General features: G+C 37.3%; 14 protein-coding genes. 13 read left to right on the forward strand and 1 reads right to left on the reverse strand.

Features of this window, described 5'->3' with window-relative positions; all coding sequences use genetic code 11:
- Positions 1-88: 88 nt before the first annotated feature.
- From BWI92_RS09175 to BWI92_RS09235, 13 genes are all read left to right on the forward strand, one after another.
- Complete coding sequence (locus BWI92_RS09175) at positions 89-1,198, forward strand: lipopolysaccharide assembly protein LapB (protein WP_095162276.1); 1,110 nt, start codon at positions 89-91, stop codon at positions 1,196-1,198.
- 231 nt (positions 1,199-1,429) lie between these two features.
- Positions 1,430-2,137 (forward strand): class I SAM-dependent methyltransferase, encoded by a 708-nt coding sequence (locus tag BWI92_RS09180; protein WP_095162278.1) that lies wholly within the window; start codon positions 1,430-1,432, stop codon positions 2,135-2,137.
- 72 nt (positions 2,138-2,209) lie between these two features.
- Positions 2,210-2,872, forward strand: a complete 663-nt coding sequence (locus BWI92_RS09185) for a LamG domain-containing protein (protein WP_095162280.1) — start codon at positions 2,210-2,212, stop codon at positions 2,870-2,872.
- Between the two features lie 348 nt (positions 2,873-3,220).
- Positions 3,221-4,321, forward strand: a complete 1,101-nt coding sequence (locus tag BWI92_RS09190) for a glycosyltransferase (protein ID WP_095162282.1) — start codon at positions 3,221-3,223, stop codon at positions 4,319-4,321.
- Positions 4,322-4,505: 184 nt separating this feature from the next.
- On the forward strand, positions 4,506-5,237 hold the full coding sequence (locus BWI92_RS09195; protein WP_095162284.1) for a TylF/MycF/NovP-related O-methyltransferase: 732 nt from the start codon (positions 4,506-4,508) through the stop codon (positions 5,235-5,237).
- A 143-nt stretch (positions 5,238-5,380) separates the two neighbouring features.
- The gene (locus BWI92_RS09200) at positions 5,381-6,889 is read left to right on the forward strand and encodes a lipopolysaccharide biosynthesis protein (protein WP_095162286.1); all 1,509 of its coding nucleotides are present in this window, start codon (positions 5,381-5,383) and stop codon (positions 6,887-6,889) included.
- 14 nt (positions 6,890-6,903) lie between these two features.
- Positions 6,904-8,118: a glycosyltransferase family 4 protein gene (locus BWI92_RS09205; RefSeq protein ID WP_095162288.1), complete on the forward strand. Its 1,215-nt coding sequence runs from the start codon at positions 6,904-6,906 to the stop codon at positions 8,116-8,118.
- 53 nt (positions 8,119-8,171) lie between these two features.
- Complete coding sequence (locus BWI92_RS09210) at positions 8,172-8,981, forward strand: FkbM family methyltransferase (protein ID WP_095162290.1); 810 nt, start codon at positions 8,172-8,174, stop codon at positions 8,979-8,981.
- Positions 8,982-9,182: 201 nt separating this feature from the next.
- Positions 9,183-10,031 carry a CPBP family intramembrane glutamic endopeptidase gene (locus BWI92_RS09215; protein ID WP_095162292.1) on the forward strand — a complete coding sequence of 283 codons (849 nt, stop codon included), beginning with the start codon at positions 9,183-9,185 and terminating at the stop codon, positions 10,029-10,031.
- Positions 10,032-10,157: 126 nt separating this feature from the next.
- Positions 10,158-10,988 (forward strand): MOSC domain-containing protein, encoded by an 831-nt coding sequence (locus BWI92_RS09220; protein ID WP_095162295.1) that lies wholly within the window; start codon positions 10,158-10,160, stop codon positions 10,986-10,988.
- An 86-nt stretch (positions 10,989-11,074) separates the two neighbouring features.
- Positions 11,075-11,884 carry a hypothetical protein gene (locus BWI92_RS09225; RefSeq protein ID WP_095162297.1) on the forward strand — a complete coding sequence of 270 codons (810 nt, stop codon included), beginning with the start codon at positions 11,075-11,077 and terminating at the stop codon, positions 11,882-11,884.
- On the forward strand, positions 11,881-13,143 hold the full coding sequence (locus BWI92_RS09230) for an MFS transporter (protein WP_095162324.1): 1,263 nt from the start codon (positions 11,881-11,883) through the stop codon (positions 13,141-13,143). Before BWI92_RS09225 ends, BWI92_RS09230 begins: the two co-directional genes overlap by 4 nt.
- A gap of 402 nt (positions 13,144-13,545) precedes the next feature.
- The gene (locus BWI92_RS09235; protein ID WP_095162299.1) at positions 13,546-15,807 is read left to right on the forward strand and encodes a carboxypeptidase regulatory-like domain-containing protein; all 2,262 of its coding nucleotides are present in this window, start codon (positions 13,546-13,548) and stop codon (positions 15,805-15,807) included.
- Positions 15,808-15,974: 167 nt separating this feature from the next.
- Here BWI92_RS09235 and htpG read toward each other — a convergent pair whose 3' ends face one another.
- On the reverse strand, positions 15,975-17,789 hold the full coding sequence (gene htpG / locus BWI92_RS09240) for a molecular chaperone HtpG (RefSeq protein ID WP_095162301.1): 1,815 nt from the start codon (positions 17,787-17,789) through the stop codon (positions 15,975-15,977).
- Between the last annotated feature and the right edge of the window lie 458 nt (positions 17,790-18,247).

An 18,247-nucleotide genomic window follows, 5' to 3' on the forward strand; every position in this document is an offset into this window, starting at 1 on the left:
TTGTATTAAAAGACTTTACCACATATATTGCTAACCTTATCGTCGTAGTATAGATTGATTACTTGCATCAATACGCAACCAAAAACTTATGAAGAAATTTATCACATTGCTTTTACTCTTAAGCATCTCTTTCAACATCTCAAAAGCTCAAATTTTAAACGATACTAATGTTCGTCACCAAATTCAGGCAGGTTTAGAAAAAATGTATTCTTATGATTTTAAAGAATCAACAGAAATCTTCCAGAAAATTAGAGCTCGTTATCCTAATCATCCTGTTTCTTATACCTTAATGGCACTGCAAACAGAACTTCAATATTTTCCATTGAAAGACTATCCAGCACAGCAAAAAGTGTATTTAAACTACCTGATTCAGAGTCGTACTTTGGCAGAAGCAATGCTCGACAAAGATGATGATGATATAGAAGCCAACTTTTTTGAATTGGCAACACTTGGGTATATAGCGGCTTATGATGCCGATAATCAGGAGTTTATGAAGGCTGTCGGGGTAGCCAAAAAGGCTTATAGTTATCTGAAAAAAGGCCTAGAGTGGACAGATAAACAACCAGAATTTTTGTTTTCTTCGGGTATCTACAACTATTATCGAGTTGAATATCCCGAAACTCACGCCTTGATTAAGCCTTTCATGTTCTTTTTTGCAGATGGAAATAAAAAGCTTGGCTTACAGCAACTAGACTTGGCGACACGCAAAACTATTTTTGTGAAAAACGAAGCGACTTTTTACGCGGGTTATGTATATATGAAATACGAAGGCACGCCAGCCAAAGCATTGCATTATAATTCGATGTTGATAGAAAAATTTCCAGACAATTTGTTGTATCAAATGCAAAGAGCTGAAATATTGACAGCCTTAAACAAATTTGATGAAGCCGACGATTATGTGGCCAAACTTCAAAAGCAAAAAGGTATTATGTTTCAATGTGCCGCAACGATTTTCAAAGGAATCCAACTAGAAAGACAGCATAAAGACGACCAAGCAGAAGCATATTTACTAAAAGGAGTTAAAATGCCTTATGATGAGCGATTTACGAAAGATTATCATGCGTTGGCATATTTGAGTTTGGCAAAAATTGCTCGTAGAGAAGGCAATCAAGATAAAGCCAAAGAATATGTAAAGAAATGTTTGAAATTGGCAGAGTATAAGTCGACAACAGCCGAAGCGAAGGCATTTTTAAAATAAAAAGATTAATACAATTTGGACAAATATCAAAGCTCTCAGTTCTACTGGGAGCTTTTTGCTTTTAAACAGCAAAATTTAGTAGCTTTGCAAATTGTTTTGAAAGGCATGAGTACTACGTTTCTGACTTTGATAAACATCTAATCACCAACATAGACTAAGCGATTTTTATACTTATTGAGAGAAAGGTAAATTTTGAAAGAAAACCCTATCCAATGAGTTTTGAAACCAATCATGATGACTGAAAGAGAAGCTGGAATAGAAAGACTATATCCCTCATTATTTGGGCGAATGGCCGCTCGTTATTATTACTTGCGTAAATTGCGCGCACAAATCGAGGAGGTTGTCCAATTGTTTTTGGCCAAAAGTCCTCAGAAACTTACCCTTGCAGATTACGGCTGTGGCAATAAGCCTTATGAGCCAATCGTAGCTCCATTTGTAGCCCAATATTTGGGTATTGACCTTGAACTTAACCCTATTGCAGATATTCACATTGCTCCAACAGGCGCTATCCAGCTCGATGACGAGAAGCTTGATGTTGTGCTTTCGACACAAGTACTTGAACACGTCGTGGATCCCAAGCAGTATTTACAAGAAGCACATCGTGTTTTAAAAAATGATGGACTATTAATTTTGAGTACGCATGGTTATTGGATGTTTCACCCTGATCCAACAGATTTTTGGCGCTGGACATCAACAGGTCTGCGCAAAATTGTAGAAGATGAAGGCTTTGAAGTAGTGTATTTTAAAGGTATTATTGGTCGTGCAGCGATGGGACTCCAACTATTTCAGGACGGGTTATTATTTAAACTTCCCAAATTTCTTCGTCCTCTTTTGGCTATTATTATGCAACCTCAGATTATCTTTTTTGATAAAATTACAGCGCAAGATACTATTGATAAAGATGCTTGTACATACGTGTTGGTAGCGAAGAAAAGGTAGTATTGGTACTTAGCTCTGAGATTAAATCTCATTCTTGTTCATGAAATTTATTCACTATATTCCATTATTATTATGTTTTTTGGGTGTAAAAACTCAGATTTAAGTCCCAAAGACTTTATTTCATATTATTCATTTAATGGAAACACGAATGATTTGAAAGGAACCAATAATGCTATCAGTATTTACCGTGCTCGACTGACAGATGATAAAAATGGCAATGCCAATAGCGCTTATTACTTTGATGGAAACTCTTATATTGAATTTCCAAAGCCTGCTATTAAAAACGATTTTACGGTGTCGCTCTGGGCTATGATTGAATCTATTCCAACAGAAGGTACTATTAGGACAGCTATGTCCATAGGTTCTTCGGGAGGAGATCAACTTGTCAATATATCTAACAATTATTATGGCGTTTCGGGTTGGGCTTTGACCAGCTACAACGAAGATGGTAGTAATTTGGTAGTCACACCGGATACATTGTCTTCTATGGTTGCCCAAAAGTGGGTGCATTTAGCTTTTACTCGTGATGGGCATAACTTTAAGGCCTATATAGATGGAAAGCAAATTGGAAGTTTGCCCGTAGAGGGAAAATCTGCTGGATATGGCTATGGAACTCAAAGATTTTATGTGGGGAATAGACATACTGGACAAGGATTTATTGGTACCATTGATGAAGTGAAAATATATAAACGTGCCTTGTCAGCAGAGGAAATAGGTCAACTTTCATCAAACTAAATAGAAAGAAGTTATTTGTTAATCGTATATCAGTTATAAGTTATCATGCAAAATAAAATTTAAGATTGTGCTTTAGGCTTTCAGGTATCGGCTTTCGGCGGTGGGCTTTGGAAAAAAGCATGGCTGTGGTTACTAAAAAATATTTTAATACTCTTTGCCTTGCGCCTGTTGCCTAGTGCCTAAACACATAAATAACTCTCATTCTGCACGATTACTTAGTACTTCCTAAATTGATAAAAGAGATTCAAAATCCAGTTTTAATACGACTAATATTAAAACAAGATAGAAGGATAAATATTATCCTTCTATTTTTGTTTTCGAGTGTACATTTTTAATAGCCGATAGATAATGAACCTTTGCTTTGCATATCCTAATAAGTTTCGATTTAGTGAAACTTTTATCCATGACCAAATAGAACAGCTGCAACCTAAAATCACGATTTATGAAGGTTGGTATCCCTCTCTTGATAAAAACGATGTATCCTTTCTTCCTTTTCCTTTCAATATTCTTTATGTACGAGGAGGTTTGAGGAATGTGCTACCTAGTTTATATCATAAAATTTATACGTTTTTCTTAGCCAGATATTTAACCAAAAACAACATAGATGTTGTCTTGGCTCAATATGGACCTATGGGCGCAACAATCAACGATGCTTGTGTAAAGGCTAATGTTGGATTAGTGGTACACTTTCATGGATTTGATGCAAACGACAAAGCGACATTAGACAAGTATTTGCCTGCCTATCAGCAGATGTTCAAGACGGTGAAAGGTATAATTGCAGTGTCTAGAGATATGAGAAATAAGTTAATCGAGTTTGGAGCAGATCCTGACAAGGTAATATTCAATTCTTGTTTTGTCAATACGAGTTTGTTTTCCTTGGGTAAGCCTGAGAACAACGATAAGATATTCATGGCAGTGGGTAGATTTACGGCTAAAAAATCACCTTTTTCAACTATAAAGGCCTTTCATAAGGTGTTGCAAACAGTGCCAGATGCCAAACTAAAAATGATAGGAGAGGGGGAGCTTTGGGATGAGGCAAAAGCTTTAATAAAAGAGTTGGGAATAGAATCTCAGGTTGAATTACTAGGAGTAAAAAGACCTACAGAGATTATAGATTTACTGAAAACTGCAAGAGTTTTTGTACAACACTCGATGTTTGCGCCAAATGGCGATTCAGAAGGCACACCTGTATCAATTCTGGAAGCTTCGGCCGTTGGATTACCAATTGTAAGTACCTATCATGCAGGTATCAAAGATGCTGTGGTTCACGAAAAAACGGGTTTCCTAGTGAATGAAGGAGATTGGGAACAAATGGCAAATTACATGACTCAGCTAATTAATAATCCAGAACTCTGTGGGCAAATGGGGCGAAGCGCTCGCCAACACATGGAGGATTACTACGAAATGTCGAAAAGAGTTGATACGCTGAGAGAGATATTGGAAAAATGATATTTCTACGAAGGTTTAGAAAGTAGCATTTTATGATTAGATTGTCTATTTTTGTAGGCTTTATGTGGGTATGTAGCCGCCATGAGAAATCATCTGGCGGCTATTTTCAAAATAGACACAATAGATTCACATATTTTCTGAGCGATAGAGCTCGCAATCCATTTCCGTTTACTCCAATAAATTTATGATTAGCAAATTGTTAAAACCGTTTGGCTATAAAATTGCCAAAGTGCAAAAAGAAGAGGATTTTATCAATGATCCTACGTTCTTAAAAATCTTGAAGGCTTGCCAGCCTTACACCATGACTAGCATCGAACGTATGTATGCTTTGTATAACGCTGTTACTTATATAGTCAAAAATAATATTGCTGGTAGCTTTGTGGAATGTGGTGTTTGGAGAGGAGGTAGCTCGATGATGATTGCGCTAACACTAAAGGAATTGGGCGTGAGCAACCGTTCACTGTATTTGTATGACACCTATGAAGGTATGTCTGAGCCAACAGCCGACGATGTGGATTTTCGTGGTGGACAGGCCAAGGAATTGATGGAGCAAAATGTGGAGAATAAACAAAATTCGGTATGGTGCTTGGCCGACCTAAATGATGTTCAAAACAATATGCGTTCGACAGGATACCCTCAAGATTTGGTACATTTTGTAAAAGGAAAAGTAGAAGATACTATTCCTGCTACGATGCCTGATGCACCGATTGCGTTGTTGCGTTTGGATACAGACTGGTACGAGTCTACCGCTCATGAGTTGAAATATTTGTATCCTTTATTGATTCAAAAAGGAGTTTTGGTCATTGATGATTATGGTCACTGGGAAGGATGTAAACGTGCAGTTGATGAGTATTTCAACGGTTCATTGTTGTTAAATCGCATAGATTACACAGGCCGTATAGCAATAAAAAGCTAGTAGCGAGAAAGTAAAATAAGGAAATTTGAATTCCAATTTGGTCGTTTTGTAAAGAAGTTTAAGAGTGGTAATAAGTGATAAATGTATTAAAAATAAGCATTTTAATCACTAAATAACCTACTCACTAAATCACTCAATAAATTATGGGCATTATTATTCGTCAAGGATTAAAAAGTTCAATCGTTACCTATGTAGGAACGGCTGTGGGGGTATTGAACGTCCTTGTTATTTACAATAAATTTTTGACGCAAGAACAATTTGGTCTGTATGCTTCGGCTATGGTCAGCTTTACAACAGTTTTTGCTTCATTTGCCCAAATTGGGGTGCCACATATTGCTACGCGCTATTTCAATCGTTTTGCAGATGACGAAAAACGACATAATGGCTTTTTAGGTTTTTTATTGGTAACCCCATTGGTAGGTTTAGGCATCTTCGCAATTCTATATCTTTGTTTACAATCGGTTTTCAACGGAATTTACGAAAGCAAGTCGCCACTACTGAGTCAGTATTACTATTATATGTTACCACTGACTTTTTGTATTGCTTATATTTCGGTGTTAGAAGCTTATGCAAAAGTACATTTGCGTATAGTAGTACCTGCTATTATTCGGGAGCTAGGACTGCGTTTGTCCAACGGTTTGTTAGTTATTCTTTTTGGATTAGGTTATATTTCTTTCGAACAATTAATTGGTATTACAGTAGTAACCTACATACTTGGCATTATTGCTTTGTTTGCGTATATCAAAATACTTGGGAAGCTATATTTGACCATTGATTGGAACATTTATAAGAGTCCCTTATTCAAGGAAATGTACCAATATGGTTTGTGGGTATTATTAGCTGGAGCAAGTTTTACCTTGATTCAACATGTCGAAAAAATCATGTTACCCGCCTACGATGGAGGGTTAAATACAACAGCGATTTTTGATATTGCTTCCAGAATAGCCCTTGTAATTGCCATTCCTCGCAATGCCATTGCTTCTATCAGTTTGCCTTTGTTAGCAGAATCTTGGCAGAAAAATGATATGGCACATATCGAGGAAATTTACCGAAAATCCTCTCTTGTCTTGTTTATTGTAGGAGGCTTTTTATTTCTTGGGATTTGGTGTAATGTAGACGAAATTTTTCAACTTCTACCCAAAGCAGATATTTATTCGCAAGGTCGTTGGGTGGTATTTTTCTTTGGTATGAGCAAGGTGATTGATATGGCTACTGGATTGAATTCGGAAATATTAATCAATTCGAAATACTATCGCTACGATTTGGCCTTTTATGTGTTGTTGGCAGTGTTGATTATCGTGACAAACTTGATTTTAATCCCTATTTACAGCTTCAATGGCGCAGCGCTGGCAGCGCTAACTTCGGTAGTGGTATACAATGCTACGAAATATTTCTTTATTTTATTCAAACTCAAACTGCAACCATTTACTTCGGCGACTGTAAAAGTTTTAGGGTTGTTTATATTGACCTATTTTTTGGCAACGCTTATTCCTACGTTAGGGTCTGGATTGGTAGGGATAATGATGACAGTGGCAGTACGTTCCTTATTGATTTGTGCTGTATTTGGAGGAGGCGTATTGTATTTCAAAATATCCGAAGATGCTAACAAAACCGTGATGGGTATTTTACGTAAACTAAAATTGATCAAATAGCTAAAGCTAACAATATGAAGATATTATTCACATTTGGTGGATTGCCCCATTATTATAATTTGGTACTCAATCGCCTCAATCAGGTAGAAGGGCAAGAGATTGTAGTAATTGCTCCTAAAAGCCAAGGGAAAAGTGTGGGCGCTGGGGTGCATCAAACCTTAGATGGTGTTGAGTTTAAGGTACACTTTTTGGAAGAGTACAAAACTGCTTGGGGAAAGCCGTTTTTTAAGAATTTTCTGGAAACAATTGAGGCCGAAAAACCAGATGTAATTGTTACGATTTGGCCATATATCTTGACTTTTGTTTATAATCCTTTATTGCTTTGGAAAATCCGTAGCATGGGTATCAAATTGATATTGAAAGAGATTCCTTTTAATATCCCAAAATTTCAAGAAGCGCTCGATTACTATGCCAAAGGTGGTGCCGTAACCGAAACCTTGAAAACGGAATTGAAACCTTCCAGTTTGGCATTCAAACTGAAGTATAGCCTACTCAAATATACTTACAAAAGAGCTTTTAACATGGTAGATGCTCACGTGGATTATACCGAGGAAGCTATTGAGGTTTTTGGAAGTTATGGCGTGCCTAAGGAGAAGATTTTTGTAATTTATAATTCACCAGATACGGATATTATCTTCAACGAAAGAGCGAAAATCGAAGGAGTAAACACCGTTTTGCCAGATAATCCTCTACGACTTTTGCACGTTGGACGCTTAGTAAAATGGAAACGTGTGGATTTACTGATGGACGTATTTGCCAAATTGCTCAAAAAGTTTCCTATTGCCAAATTAGCCATTGTAGGTACGGGTCCTGAGCTAGATAATCTCAAACAACAAGCCAAAGATTTAGGGATAGAAGAAAGTGTCGAATTTGCTGGAGCAGTGTACGAAATGACACAGTTGGGGCAATATTTCAATGCTTCATTGGTGTATGTGTTGGCAGGAATGGGCGGTTTGTCTATCAACGATGCAATGTGTTTTGATAAACCAATTATTTGCTCAGTGGCAGATGGTACCGAGAAAAAGCTCGTTCGTGATGGATATAACGGCTATATCTTCAAAAATGGAGATGCCGAAGATTTGTACCAAAAGCTTGAAAGTATGATGAGTAATCCAGAAAAAACCAAGGAAATGGGATTACGCTCTGGCGATATCATCAAAAATGAGGTGAATATTCACGTAGTGATTAAAAACTATTGTGAGGCGTTTAAGTACGTCATGAAAAAATAAGTTTTGATTTAAAAAAGAGGTTTTTATAACTCCATAATCACGCATTCCAAGCTATGTTATTTGCCTTAAAATATTTCTTAAAATACCCGTTCCACCATATTCGCACTCCAGAAGCGCGCGAATTGTTGGGCTTAATGGCCAAATTTGGTACCGTACCACGCTATCAACCTCGAACGATTTCGTTTCAGGGTGTTACGTTTTTAGTGCCAGATTGTATGTCATTTTTGTTTCAGCATGAAGAGATTTTTGTGGGACAAAGTTATCGATTCCAAAGTAGTACCGATAGTCCTGTTATTTTGGATTGTGGAGCTAATATTGGTACGAGTTGTTTGTTCTTCAAAAAACTGTATCCAAAAGCTAATATTACAGCTTTTGAGGCCGATCCACAAATTGCTAAAATCTTGAAAAATAACTTGACGTCCAATGGTATTCAAGGGGTCACTATTGTCGATAAAGCTGTGTGGGTTCATGACCAAGGAATCGAGTTTGTGACCGAAGGTTCGGACGGTGCTTCGATTTATGGTGAAGGAGAAAAACAACGTATCGACTCTGTCCGTTTGAAGGAATATTTGCAAAAATATCCAAGTATTCAAATGTTGAAAATGGATATCGAAGGTGCCGAAGTAGAGGTTTTTCAAGATTGTGCTGATAGTATTGGACATATCGACCATATCTTTATTGAGTACCATTCTTTTCCAAATCGCCCGCAAGACCTAGATGTATTGCTTTCTATTTTGACAAAAAATGGTTTCAGATACTTCATCCGTGACGCCCAAGATAGACCAGTGCCGTTTATAAATCATGCGTACAAAGCCAATCCTTCGATGGATTTGCAGTTGAATATTTTTGCAGTGAAAAAATAATTGGTTTTGGGTAAAACAAGGCCAAACAGAGATAGAGATGTTTTTTAATCTATGTTAAAAATATCCCTATCTCTGTTTTTTTATTTGTATTTTTCTACACCCTTTCAAGGAAGTAACCTCCTCTTCATTTACATTTGTAATACAAAGAATTTCAAAACACCTGAACGCTGAGCCTTCTATTTAACCTAATCCCAAACCTCTATGTTAGCACAAAATGATTTTCTGGCACAAGCCAAAATAGGTAATAATCAGCCTTGGAGATATGTTGTAGGTATGATTTTGGTATTGCTGGCGCTACTGATATTTAGTATTCCGCAAGTGCTGGTTACAGATACAAAAGGTGGATATCCAACTGTGGCTTCGCATTGGTATTTGTTGGTGGCAATAGGCAGTTTTGCTGGAGGAATTTTGATGTTATGGGTTTGGTTGAAAAATAGCCATCATCGAGCATTTCGAACCCTGATTACTCCACAAAGCTCTGTCAATTGGAAACGTGTTGCTAGTTCTGCGGCAGTATGGCTGGTATGTACCGCAATCGTAGAATTTGGTATGTATTTGGTTTTTCCTGAGATGTACCGCTTTACTTGGAATCCTCAACAATGGTTACCTGCATTTATCGTCGGTTTCTTGTTTTTGCCCATTCAAACTAGTTGTGAAGAACTCATATTTAGAGGTTATTTATTTCAAGCAATTGGTTCGAGAAATGTGGTAGCGGGGCTTGTGATTAGCTCTGTCTTTTTCGGATTAATGCACAGTGCTAATCCCGAAACGGCAAAAGTAGGTTTTGGTTTGGCTATGACATATTACATCGGTGTAGGCTTATTTTTTGCCTTATTGACCTATTTTGATGGGAAGTTGGAACTAGCTTTAGGCATACATGCTTCTAATAATATATATGCCTTCTTGTTTGTGACCTACCCCGATAGCGCATTGCCTTCGCCTTCTGTAATAACCATGACCGAATTAAACTTTCCGCTTATGATTATAGGCTGGTTATTGGCAGTGGTGTTATATACGGTGACTATCAAATGGGTGTTTAAGTGGATATAAAAGTTATTTGAGACAACGTAAAAAATCAATGTTTTCTGAAATAAAATAAACATTTTGCCTAATGCTTACAGCCTATGGCATAATAATGTAAAAACAGTCTGAGAATTTTAAAGTAAAAAAACGACTATGCAACTTTCTGAAATCTGGATTTATCCTGTCAAATCTCTAGGTGGTTTTAGTGTCCAACAAACAGAAGTCACTACTCGTGGACTAAAATATGACCGTCGATGGATGCTTATTGATGCCGACAACGTGTTTGTCACTCAACGACAAGTGGGAGATTTGGCATTGTTTAAAACGGCTATTGAAGCGAATACACTTCATGTTACACATAGTCCTACAGCAAAAATATTGTCGGTAAATATCGGAGAATACCTACCTGATGCCATTACCGTAGAAGTTTGGGATGATGAGATGGATGCGCATGAGGTATCCGAGGTGGCAAGTGCATGGTTTAGTGAATTGCTTGGTAAACCTGTAAGATTGGTCTATATGCCTGACGAAAGTTTACGACCTGTTGATCCCCAGTATGCCCAAACGCCTGAAGATATAACCTCTTTTTCGGATGGGTATCCTATTTTGGTAATTGGACAGTCGTCCTTAGACGATTTGAATAATCGTTTAGAAAAACAAATTTCGATTAATCGTTTTCGTCCAAATTTTGTCTTTACTGGAGGGAGTGCTTTTGAAGAAGAGTCTTGGTTTGAGTTTTCGATAGGTAAAACATCTTTTAAAGGGGTAAAACCATGCTCAAGGTGTATTGTCACCACCTTGAATCACGAAACAGGGCAGAAGACTGGAAAAGAACCATTACACACCCTTTCGACCTACAGAAAAGCTGGAAATAAAATCTTATTTGGACAAAATGTACTGATTGTTCAAACTGGAACAGTAAGTGTAGGAGAAGAAATAACAGTGCAAACAACACGCCAGTTGGCTAAGTTTTCGATAAGTTAAAAGCTATACAAAGCAATTGCGCGCTTAGATTGTGGCGGTAGCATTTGAATATGATCCTAAAGCGCTTTTTAGAAATAATAAACCTCTTGAGCTTAGATGTAGTAGCTGGAGCCATGATTTGTCATTCGGCTTTTTTGCGACTACCAGAAGGCAAGTTTACCCATGCAACAACCAGTACGTGGTTGTTGGGTATTGCGGTGTTTATTATATACACCTTAGATAGACAATTGGATAACTTAAAGCCCGAACAAATAGCAACTCCAAGGCATCGTTTTCATAAACAATATGCCAAAGTTTTGAAGCTATCTGTGGCCCTAGCCATGTTATTGGGCGTTTATCTTTTGGGACATATCACCTACTTAACCTTAATGGTAGGTTTTGGCATTGCTTTTATCACGTCTATTTATTTGGTAGTCGTGAGTAAATTGTCCTCAGATAGCATCTTTCAGGCTTACAAAGAACCAGTTACTGCTTTTGTGTATGCGTCGGGTGTGTGTGGAACGGCTATCGTGCAGCATTCGCGCGTATTTGGTTGGATGGACTGGGCTTTGGCAGGCGTTTTTTTTGTGATAGCTTTTCAAAATTTATTGCTTTTTTCGGCATTTGAGCAACAGAAATATCCTCAGGTACACTCATTAGGGTCAATGTGGGGAGCACGTGCTTCTCGACAAATTTTATATGGACTTTTTGTAATTAATCTCATAGCCATATCTTTAATCCTTTGGCATAGTACGTATTCATATTCGATCGGTTTAGGAGTTGTCGAAATCATCATGAGTACCGTGCTAGTGTTAATAACGTATTTTGAATCATTTTTTGTAAAAAATGACCGTTATCGTTGGGTTGGAGATGGCATATTTTTACTTCCTTTATTTCTTTTTATTCTGATTGGATGAGCGAGCAACTAACACCACCATCTGCAAAAAAATCGCCTTATGAGGCGTTGAAATATCCACAGTTTGTGGCATATATGTTTGCTAATAGTTTTATTACAATGGCCTTGTTGATTCAAGAAGTATTGCTTGGATACGAAATGTACAAGGTTACACACGACCCTATGGCGCTGGGGCTCATTGGCTTGGCGGAGGCACTTCCGTATATTTCTTTGGCATTATTTGGAGGCCATTTAGCCGACCTTTATAACAAGAAAACCATTTTGATGCTAAGTTTAAGTGTCATCATTCTGAGCTCAGTTATTTTGGTTTGGGCTACACATTCAACTACCCAGTTGCCGCAACACAATTTATTGCCCATCATTTACGGCGTAATATTTTTGATAGGCTTAGCCAAAGGGTTTTATTCGCCAGCCTCTTCGTCTTTAAATCCATTTTTGATTCCGAAAGAAGTGTTTGCGAATGCAACTACATGGGCAAGTTCTTTTTGGCAAGCAGGAGCTATTTTAGGACCAGGTTTAGCGGGTTTTATGTATGCTTATTGGGGATTGACAAATTCTCTTTGGTTTGTGGTAGCACTTTTGTGTACTGTAATGCTCTTAATTAGCACCATCACAGCACCGCCAATTCCTGAAAAAGTAGAAGAGAAAGTAAATATTTTCCAAAGTCTTAAAGAGGGAATCGCTTTTGTTTTCAAAACAAAAATTATCCTTTATTCAATCTCGCTTGATTTGTTTTCGGTACTGTTTGGTGGAGTTATTGCCCTATTGCCTATCTATGCTGAAGACATCCTTAAAGTAGGAGCCGAGGGCTTGGGTATTTTGCGTGCAGCGCCATCAATAGGAGCAATTTTAACCATGTTTATGATGGTATATTTTCCGCCATTAAAACACGCATGGCGAAATTTATTGCTGGCTGTTGGAGGCTTTGGATTGGCCACATTGATTTTTGCGGTTTCAACAAATTTATGGATTTCGGTGATTGCTTTGTTTTTTACGGGCGCCTTTGACAGCGTAAGTGTAATTGTGCGTCAAACGGTATTGCGATATTGGACTCCAGACGAAATGCGTGGGCGTGTATCGGCGGTGAATGGGATTTTTGTGAGCTCTTCCAACGAAATCGGCGCTTTTGAGTCAGGTCTATTGGCTAAGTTAATGGGCACAGTGCCATCGGTAATTTTTGGCGGTACTATGACTATGATTATTGTATCCATTGTGTGGATTCGTTCAAAAGAATTGTTTAAAATGAAGGTGACAGACTAACTATCTGACTTATATCTTCAAAGATTTCTACCATAATCAAAGCCGTTGTACCACCGAGGTATAACGGCTTTGATACTTCAGAGAGTCGTGTGTCCACTTTTTGGCACGCTATTTGTTTTTTGCTTTCATAATTTTCTGTCATTCTTCCGAAAGTTTGAAAGGCAGAGTTTCGCCAAAATAGTAGTTTTAGTATTAACCAACTTCTTGTAGATACACCTTTTTGTCTACAGAAATCAAACAAGGCTAATCGGATTTCATAAAGCATTTTACTCTGTAAATGGAATGTACAGAATGCACTAAATATGAAAATCAAGGAGTTATGTTTCTAAACTTGTTTTAAGAACCATTTCTTTATCATTCTATATACTTACTTTGTAAAACGATTTAGCCTAAAATCCTATCATGAACAAATCATTACATATTCTACTGAGTATTGTCTTACTCTTTGCTATTTCTGCTAACAGCGCTTGGGGACAAGCTAAGTTTAAGGCAGCCAATAGAGAGTATGAGCAACTTAGTTACATGTCGGCCATTCGCTTGTACGAAGACGTGCTGTCTGATTCAAAACTGGACGCCGCTGTTCGTAAAGAAGCCTTGAAAAAATTAGCCTACTGTTATCGTCGTATTCAGGATACCAAAAATGCCGAAAAAGCATATAGTGACTTATTAAAAAACTTCCCAGACGTAGAGTCTGAGAATTATCTTTATTATGCACAGGCTTTGGCTTCAAACGGCAAATACCGTGATTCACAAAAGTATTATTCGATTTATGGAGAAAAACAAACTGCTGATGTTCGTAGTAAAAAGTTTACGGTTTCATACATGGAAATGAGTCGTTTCTATAGAGACTCTTCTTCGTATCAAGTCGAATATCTTCCAATCAACTCAAACCAAGCGGATTTTAGCCCGATGTTCTATAAAGGTGGTTTGGTGTTTTGTTCTGCTCGTGATGAGTCGGGCGCAGTGAAACGTGTTTATGGCTGGAACCAAACGCCATTTTTAGACTTATACTTTGTGCCAGATACCGCACAACTCAAGTCGGGTATGGTGCAAAAAGCGGCTGCTTTGGGTGGTGTTGTTGCGAGTAGTAGTAATAAAACCTTGAAATCAACAGGCGATGTTAATAAAGTAGAAGAATTTAGCCGTGTGATTAATACAAAATACCATGAGGGACCTGCAGTATTTTTTCAAGGGGAGCAAAAAGCCATTTTTACTCGTAACAATTTTAATAAAGGTAAAACCAGAGAATCTAAAGATGGTACCAATAAGCTGAAATTATACATTGCTGATTTGGTAAAAGACAATTGGAGTAATATTAAAGAACTACCATTTAATTCTGATGAATACTCTTGTGGACACCCAGCTTTGACACCTGATAATACCAAATTGTATTTTGTGTCAGATATGCCTGGTGGTTATGGTGGCACTGATATTTATGTGGTAGAATACAGCGATGGAAATTGGGGAACCCCCGTAAATATGGGAAAAGAAATCAACTCTGAGGGTAATGAAATGTTCCCATTTGTTGACCCAACTGGAAATCTCTATTTTGCTTCTGATGGTCATGAAGGACTAGGTGGACTCGATATGTTTTTTGCAGAAATTAAAGATGGTGTAGCGTACAGAGGCGTAAATAACTTAGGTGCTCCGTTGAACTCTCCGCAAGATGATTTTGGAATCATAACAGATGCTACTCGTACAAGTGGATTTTTCTCGTCAAACCGTAAGTCTGGTTTAAGTGACGATAATATCTATAGCTTCAAACGTGTTTGTCGTCCTCTGACTTTGATTGTCTATGATGCAGCGTCGAAACAACCACTTGAAAACGTTGACGTTCGTATCACGGTAAATGCTGAAAGTCGTGAATTGAGAGTGACAGGCGTTGATGGCTCGACCAGTATTTGTATGGAAGCCAATGCTGAGTACGAGTTTAAAGCTATTAAAGAGGGCTATCTGATGAACTCGGTGGCATATTCTACTAAAAGTAATACTGCTCAGAAAACAACCTTAGAGTTATATCTCGAAAAAGCTCCTTTGGCGGTGCTGAAAGGTGTCGTAAAATCTGAAGTAAACGACCAACCTATGGCTGGTGTTCAGGTAACTTTAGAAAACGAAAAAGATAAAACGAAGCAAACTGTAACAACAGGACCAGATGGTGGCTATGAGTTTCAGGTAAAACCTGGGGACGACCACAAGCTGACTGCTGAAAAAGATAAGTATGCTACTAACACAGAGAAAATTGGTAAAGTTAAATCGAGTGGAGAAGTAGTTCAGAATATTCAGGGAATGTATGGAGAAGGGGATATTTTCAAGTTGAAAAATATTTATTACGACTATGGAAAATTCTTTATTCGCCCAGACGCAGCTCGAGAGCTTGAAAAAACATTATTGCCATTGCTTCGTAAGTATCCTGCAATGACTATCGAGATTCGTTCGCATACAGATGCTCGCTCAAGTGATAACTTCAATATGCAACTTTCGGCAAACCGTGCCAGAGCCGTTGTTGATTACTTAGCTATGCGAGGCATTGATCCATCTAGGTTAGTATCAAACGGATATGGCGAAACAGAACTGGTGAATGAATGTGTGGATGGAATAATTTGTGATGAAAAACAACACCAAGAAAACCGCAGAACAGAGTTTAGAATTATATCTGTAAAATAACAATCGTAATAAAGAGAAATTTAGATGTGTTTTTTAGGTTAGAAAAATAAAAGCCCTTCGATTGAAGGGCTTTTATTTTTATCAAGGTTATAACTAAAATCAGATGTAAGTGTCAAATTATGAAAATAATACATTCACAATTCACTCATTCTAAATTCTTCAATTAACTATAATCCTTGTGCAGTACGTTGGATAAAGGCTGTTAAGTCGGCACCTGTCAACAAGTTTTGAGACAATAAAGCAAGGTCATAAACCTGTTTCGCCAAACGTTTTTGTTCACCTTCTTCTTCTGTTTTAAGAATTTTATTAATCAAAGGGTGATTGGCATTTACTGCAATAGTATAATTGTTTGGCATTGCTCCAAACATTCCCATGCCACCACCAAGTTTTGACATATCGCTCATACGGCGCATAAATTCATTTTGGGTAACGATAGCAGGAAGTTCGTCTACTGGCATCGCCTCTACTTGAACCGACTTGTTTTTATCATTGATTACCTCATCAAATACCTTTTTCACAGTCTCTTTTTCTGAGTCTGAAAGTACAGCTTCTAAGGCGATACCTTTATCAATTAATTTTTCTACCGTATCGGCATCAACACGTTTAAGGTTAGTTTTTACCAATTTGGTTTCAAGCATATTGATAAAATGACTATCCAAAACAGCATCCAATTTCAAAACATCATAGCCACGTTTAGTCGCCGATTGGATATAGCCATCTTGTCCTAGTAAGTCAGTCGCGTAAAGGTATACAACGTCATCGTTTTTATCTTTCTGATTTTCCTGAGCAAACTCGGCGTATTCATTCAAAGTGTAGTATTTGCCCGAAGTGCTTTGTAGCAAACAGAAGTCTTTCGCTTTGTCGTAGAACTTCTCATCTGAAATCATTCCGTATTTTACAAAAAGACCAATGTTTTCGAATTTCTCTTCAAAGCCAGCACGGTCATTTTTGAATAAATCATTCAGTTTTTCAGCTACTTTTCTAGTAATATAGTTATTGATTTTCTTAACATTAGAGTCAGCTTGTAAGAAGCTTCTTGAAACGTTAAGAGGAATATCTGGCGAGTCAATTACCCCATGCAACAACATCAAGAACTCAGGAACTACATCTTTTACTTCGTCAGTAATAAATACCTGACGGCTGAAAAGTTGAATTTTTTCTCTTTGTAATTGCAATTCGTTTTTCACTTTCGGGAAATACAGAATACCTGTCAAATTGAATGGATAATCTACATTCAAGTGAATCCAGAAAAGAGGCTTTTCTGACATAGGATAAAGCTCTTCATAGAACTTCAGATAATCTTCATCTGTCAAATCAGCAGGTGATTTTGCCCAGATAGGAGTAGGGTTGTTGATGATAGCATCTTCAAATTCGATTTCAATAGGAAGGAATTTGCAGTATTTATCAAGAATTTGTTTGAGTCTAAAATTCTCAAGGAATTCTAATGAATCATCAGCAACGTACAAAATAATATCAGTACCTCTTCTTTCACGAGTAGCCTCCGAAATTTCGAATTCGGTTGAGCCATCACAAGTCCATTTTACAGCTTGTGCACCATCTTGGAAAGATTTTGTAATAATGTCTACTCTTTCAGCAACCATAAAGGCAGAGTAAAACCCAAGACCGAAATGACCAATGATTGCTTTTTCGTCTCCTTTATCCTTGTATTTTTCAACAAACTCAGTAGCTCCAGAAAAGGCAATTTGGTTGATGTACTTTTTCACCTCATCGGCAGTCATACCAATACCCGAATCGGAGATAGTAATCGTGCGAGCATCTTTGTCAAAACTTACTTTTACCTTCAATTCACCTAATTCACCAGCGTATTCACCAATGGCCGACAAACGTTTCAATTTTTGAGAAGCATCAACTGCATTAGATACTAACTCACGTAAGAAGATTTCATGATCTGAGTATAAAAACTTCTTAATAATAGGGAAAATGTTTTCGGTATGAATCGAAATGTTACCTTTTTCTTGCATGGTCATTTTGTCATTAATAATTTATAGAAATACAAACCAAATATTCATAGAATGGTGTCGTAACCGACATAGCGATATTGACAAATACAATTCCAAAACCGCATAAAATGCCAAATTGTCAGCGCTTACGTATAAAGTCCTGCCACTTAATAAAATAAAGACTGAAAACCTTGACAGACTAATAAATTTTTATTTGATTTGTATCATCAAAGCTAATATCGGATAAGATAGGTGCTTCGCTCGCAATTAATAAATTTATATACTTCCTTTCGTTACCTTAATTGGTGTCTTCTCGGTTAGTGCATTTTCATAAGTGCATTGGTTGTATCTTATTGTATTTCATAAAGTTTTTATTTAAGCAAAATTTTGGCATAGTTTTGGCTTTGCTGCCCCGTTACATTTTTTGTAGCTTTTGCAGCAAAATTAAATTGACCTAGTATTGTCAAATTTTTATGACA

Source organism: Flectobacillus sp. BAB-3569 (genome assembly GCF_002270355.1).
GTDB classification, from domain to species: Bacteria; Bacteroidota; Bacteroidia; order Cytophagales; family Spirosomataceae; genus Flectobacillus; species Flectobacillus roseus.

Coding starts and splice junctions, on each gene's coding strand:
- BWI92_RS09175 (WP_095162276.1), top strand. CDS start 89: ATGAAGAAATTTATCACATTGCTTTTACTCTTAAGCATCTCTTTCAAC.
- BWI92_RS09180 (WP_095162278.1), top strand. CDS start 1,430: ATGATGACTGAAAGAGAAGCTGGAATAGAAAGACTATATCCCTCATTA.
- BWI92_RS09185 (WP_095162280.1), top strand. CDS start 2,210: ATGTTTTTTGGGTGTAAAAACTCAGATTTAAGTCCCAAAGACTTTATT.
- BWI92_RS09190 (WP_095162282.1), top strand. CDS start 3,221: ATGAACCTTTGCTTTGCATATCCTAATAAGTTTCGATTTAGTGAAACT.
- BWI92_RS09195 (WP_095162284.1), top strand. CDS start 4,506: ATGATTAGCAAATTGTTAAAACCGTTTGGCTATAAAATTGCCAAAGTG.
- BWI92_RS09200 (WP_095162286.1), top strand. CDS start 5,381: ATGGGCATTATTATTCGTCAAGGATTAAAAAGTTCAATCGTTACCTAT.
- BWI92_RS09205 (WP_095162288.1), top strand. CDS start 6,904: ATGAAGATATTATTCACATTTGGTGGATTGCCCCATTATTATAATTTG.
- BWI92_RS09210 (WP_095162290.1), top strand. CDS start 8,172: ATGTTATTTGCCTTAAAATATTTCTTAAAATACCCGTTCCACCATATT.
- BWI92_RS09215 (WP_095162292.1), top strand. CDS start 9,183: ATGTTAGCACAAAATGATTTTCTGGCACAAGCCAAAATAGGTAATAAT.
- BWI92_RS09220 (WP_095162295.1), top strand. CDS start 10,158: ATGCAACTTTCTGAAATCTGGATTTATCCTGTCAAATCTCTAGGTGGT.
- BWI92_RS09230 (WP_095162324.1), top strand. CDS start 11,881: ATGAGCGAGCAACTAACACCACCATCTGCAAAAAAATCGCCTTATGAG.
- BWI92_RS09235 (WP_095162299.1), top strand. CDS start 13,546: ATGAACAAATCATTACATATTCTACTGAGTATTGTCTTACTCTTTGCT.
- htpG (WP_095162301.1), bottom strand. CDS start 17,789: ATGCAAGAAAAAGGTAACATTTCGATTCATACCGAAAACATTTTCCCT.